The organism is Actinoallomurus acaciae, from assembly GCF_042429965.1.
In the GTDB taxonomy this organism is placed as follows: domain Bacteria; phylum Actinomycetota; class Actinomycetes; order Streptosporangiales; family Streptosporangiaceae; genus Actinoallomurus; species Actinoallomurus acaciae.
The window spans coordinates 1-3,114 of sequence record NZ_JBHLZP010000746.1 but is presented as its reverse complement, the minus strand read 5'-3'; the positions used below and the strand labels follow the sequence as shown (position 1 = coordinate 3,114).

Here is a 3,114-nt window from a genome sequence, read left to right as displayed (position 1 = left end):
GCACCGTCCACTGCACGGCGATCATCGCGAGCAGCGCCACCGGGATGTTGATCCAGAAGATGCCGCGCCAGCCGGCGACGGCGGCCACCGCGGCGCCGTACAGCGGGCCGAGCACGCTGCCCATCTCCTGCACGGCGCCGACCCCGCCGAGCACGGCGGGACGGCGCTCCTCGTCCCACAGGTCGCCCGCGAGGGCCATCGTGATCGGCAGCAGCGCTCCCCCGGCGAGCCCCTGGAGCGCCCGGCCCGTGATCAGCGTCGGCATCGAACCGGCCAGCGCGGTGACCGCCGACCCGGCCGCGAACCCGGCCAGGCAGGCCTGGAGCATCACCCGGCGGCCGAACCGGTCCGAGAGCAGGCCGAGCAGCGGCATCCCCGCCACGTAGCCGAGCAGGAACGCCGTGACGACCAGGCTGGCGCGCTCGATGTGGTTCACCGGCACACCGAGGTCGCCGACCATGGTCACCAGAACGGTGACGACGACGTACGCGTCGATGGCCGCGAGGAGCACGACGACGCCGCCCACGCCGATCGCGACGCGACGCGCTCCGTACCCCTCGGCGTTCACTTGGCCGGCGCGCTGATCGGGAACGGCTTGCCGAAGTCGGCGAAAGTGATCGTCACCTTGCCCGGCTTGCCGCCGTTCTTGGACGGAACCTCCACCTCGGACTTGAGCACGTGCTTGTCGGCGGCGGAGACCCAGATGTCGGCGGGCGCGTCGGCGTCCATGCCGGGCACGAGCCGGCTCAGCGCGGCGCGGGCCAGCGTCGCGTGGACGCGGTGGCAGTCCTGGCCGGCCACCTTGTCCTCGCCCTTCGTCTCGGCGTTCTTCGCGGTGAGCAGGAGCTGCACCAGCCCCCGGTCGGGGTCGAGGATGGCGGACGGATCATAGATGCCGGCCACCTTGGACAGCGGCTCCTGCTGCCATCCGCCGGTCAGCCCCTTGAAGTGCGCGGTCTTGCCGATCACGACGAAGTCGAGCTGGATCGGCATGCCCAGCTCGGTCACCTGGACCGACCCCTGGGAGTTGCCGTTCTTCAGCAGCTTCGCGTCGACGCTCTTGACGGTGATGTCCGGGTCGCCGCTCGTCCGCAGGGTGAAGCTGAGACTGGTGACCCCGCGCAGGACGTTCGCCGCCTGCTGGAGCAGGGGCCCGCCTGGAGGGCGGTCACCCGAACCGCCCCCACCCGAGCAGCCGGCGGTGAGGACGATCGCGAGCACGACGGTGAGCAGGCCGGTGAACCTCGCCCGGGAAGACGACATACAGCAGAACATAGCGTGGCACCCGCCGCGGGTTGCGAAGATCGCCTCAGCGGGGACCCGCGGCGGGTCGTTCCGGGACGGCCGCCAGGACGGCGATGGCGGTCGCGACGAGCCCGCGGCTCACCGTCCAGCGGCCCGTGAACCCGGTGAGCGCACGGCCGTCGACGACCGGCCCGGGGACGCGCAGGAGCGCGGTGAACGTTCGCGCGTCCGGGTCCGGCGTGACGACCGCCTCCTCGAAGTCCAGCCAGCGGCGGGTCAGCGGGAACCACGCCTTGTAGATCGACTCCTTGGCGCTGAACAGCAGCCGGTCCCAGCAGACGCTCGAACGGTCTCCGTCCCGCTGCTCGATCCAGGCGCGCTCGGAAGGGGTGGCGATGACCTCCAGCACGCCGTCCGGCAGCGGCTCGTTGGGCTCGGCGTCCAGCCCGACCGTACGGACCTGCTCCTCCCGCGCGACCGCGGACGCGCGGTAGCCGTCGCAGTGGGTCATGCTGCCGACCACGCCGGCGGGCCAACCGGGGGCGCCGCGCTCGCCCGGCACGATCGGCACGGGCGGCAGGCCGAGAACGGCCAGGGCCCGGCGCGCGCACCCGCGGGCCGTGGTGAACTCCCGGCGGCGCTTGTCCACCGCACGCGCCACCGCCGCCTCCTCCTCGGGGAAGAGGGCGACGGCGTCCCGGTCGTCGAACGCCTCCGCCGAGGCGACCAGGGGCGGCAGGATCTCCTCGATCATCAGACCGTCTCGGCCGGCAGGATTCGGCGGAACCGGCCCGGGGTGCCGCGGCGCGGCTCCCACTCGCGCGGGTAGCCCAGGGAGACCTCTTCGAAGCGGACCCCGTCGTACCAGGTGGTCCGCGGGATGTGCAGGTGCCCGTAGACGGCCGCGACGGCGTTGTAGCGCCGGTGCCAGTCGGCGGTGCGCTCCGTGCCGCACCAGAGCGCGAACTCCGGGTGGCGCAGCACCAGCGTGGGGTCGCGGACCAGCGGGAAATGGCTCACGAGAACGGTCGGGAGCGACGTGTCGCGCGCGGCGAGCAGCCGCTCGGTCTCGGCGATCCGCACATGACACCAGGCGTCACGGCTCGGGTGCGGATCCGGGTGCAGCTGGAACTCGTCGGTGCACACGACGCCGGCCTCGTACGCCCGCTCCAGCGCCGCCTTCTTGGTGTTCAGGCCGGGAGGGCGGAAGCTGTAGTCGTACAGTACGAACAGCGGAGCGACGGTGACCGGCCCGCCCGGGCCGCGCCAGACCGGGTAGGGGTCCTCCGGCGTGACGACGCCCAGGCTCTGGCAGAGCTCGACGAGCCGCCGATAGCGGTGCTCGCCGCGCAGGCGGACCGGATCCGCCTGCGGCGTCCACAGCTCGTGGTTGCCCGGCGTCCAGATCACCTTGGCGAAGCGCTCGCCGAGCAGGCGCAGGGTCCACTCGATGTCGGCGAAGATCTCTCCGACGTCGCCGGCGACGATGAGCCAGTCCTCGTCGGTCTCGGGCCGCAGACCCGAGACGATCTTCCGGTTCGCCTCGTAGGCGGTGTGCAGGTCGCTGATGGCCAGCAGGCTCCCGCCCGGGCTCACCGGGCGTACCTGCCGGACCCCGATCCGGCCGTTGACAACCGTGCTCCTCCCGTCGCCCGTACGAGCCGACCGCTCCGTACGCCGGCCGCGGCGGTCTCCGCGCCCGATCAAGAGCGCTCACGCCGAATATAGAAAGACTGCGCGCAGGGGGAAACCCCGGTTTCCGGCGATCACCACCCCTGTTTCCGGCGGGCGGCGGGTCACTCCGCCCCCGCCCCCTCCGCCGGGCCGCTCGCGGCGGCACGCAGGCGGCCGGCCGCGCCCTCCGTGAGG

General features: G+C 72.8%; 4 protein-coding genes. All 4 read right to left on the bottom strand.

Features of this window, described 5'->3' with window-relative positions:
• On the bottom strand, positions 1-568 hold a 568-nt coding region (locus ACFFNX_RS46250; protein ID WP_378212707.1), incomplete at its 3' end, for an MFS transporter.
• On the bottom strand, positions 565-1,263 hold the full coding sequence (locus ACFFNX_RS46245; RefSeq protein ID WP_378212706.1) for an LppX_LprAFG lipoprotein: 699 nt from the start codon (positions 1,261-1,263) through the stop codon (positions 565-567). The genes ACFFNX_RS46245 and ACFFNX_RS46250, both read right to left, overlap by 4 nt.
• Positions 1,264-1,309: 46 nt before the next feature.
• A complete protein-coding gene (locus ACFFNX_RS46240) occupies positions 1,310-1,999 on the bottom strand; it encodes a 4'-phosphopantetheinyl transferase family protein (RefSeq protein WP_378212705.1) in 690 nt (229 codons plus the stop codon).
• Positions 1,999-2,841, bottom strand: coding sequence for a metallophosphoesterase family protein (locus ACFFNX_RS46235; protein WP_378212708.1), 843 nt, complete (start codon positions 2,839-2,841; stop codon positions 1,999-2,001). The genes ACFFNX_RS46240 and ACFFNX_RS46235 overlap by 1 nt, the downstream gene beginning before the upstream one ends.
• Between the last annotated feature and the right edge of the window lie 273 nt (positions 2,842-3,114).

What these genes read in the sequence shown, in the direction of transcription:
- ACFFNX_RS46245 (WP_378212706.1), bottom strand. Translation starts at nt 1,263, where the DNA reads ATGTCGTCTTCCCGGGCGAGGTTCACCGGCCTGCTCACCGTCGTGCTC.
- ACFFNX_RS46240 (WP_378212705.1), bottom strand. Translation starts at nt 1,999, where the DNA reads ATGATCGAGGAGATCCTGCCGCCCCTGGTCGCCTCGGCGGAGGCGTTC.